Origin of the sequence: Paracholeplasma vituli, from assembly GCF_025446935.1 — a bacterium.
GTDB classification, from domain to species: Bacteria; Bacillota_I; Bacilli_A; order Acholeplasmatales; family UBA5453; genus Paracholeplasma; species Paracholeplasma vituli.
The window spans coordinates 1-370 of sequence record NZ_JAOEGN010000038.1; the positions used below are offsets into that span (position 1 = coordinate 1).

A 370-nucleotide genomic window follows, 5' to 3' on the forward strand; every position below is an offset into this window, starting at 1 on the left:
TAATCCATTTGATGGTTCCGTTTATCCATCAGACGAATCATTTGTTTGGTTAAGATAGTTTGATTGGGTCTACTACTCGCTAGTTTCGCGATTCGTTTATGATAAAACTGATTCATACTCTTTAACCTTTTTCCATCAATGAGTAAGTGTGTATTATTGGTTGCGGAACAAAATGCCAAATTGTTATACCCAAAATCGATGCCCATGGTTTCGGTAAGATCATCTAATTTCATTTTAGGTGTTTCATCTAAATAGACATAGACCACTTCGATGTATTGGCCATCATAGTAGGACTTGATGGTGATTTCTTTGATTGGTTTGGTTTGGATACATTTGGGTGTGGGGATATCTAGTGATAAATCACTTAAAT

The 370-nt window shown here is 35.4% G+C and carries 1 protein-coding gene; it reads right to left on the reverse strand.

Annotated features, from left to right (window positions below):
- A partial coding sequence (locus N7603_RS08960) for a transposase (protein ID WP_262097083.1) occupies positions 1 to 370 on the reverse strand: 370 nt, incomplete at both ends.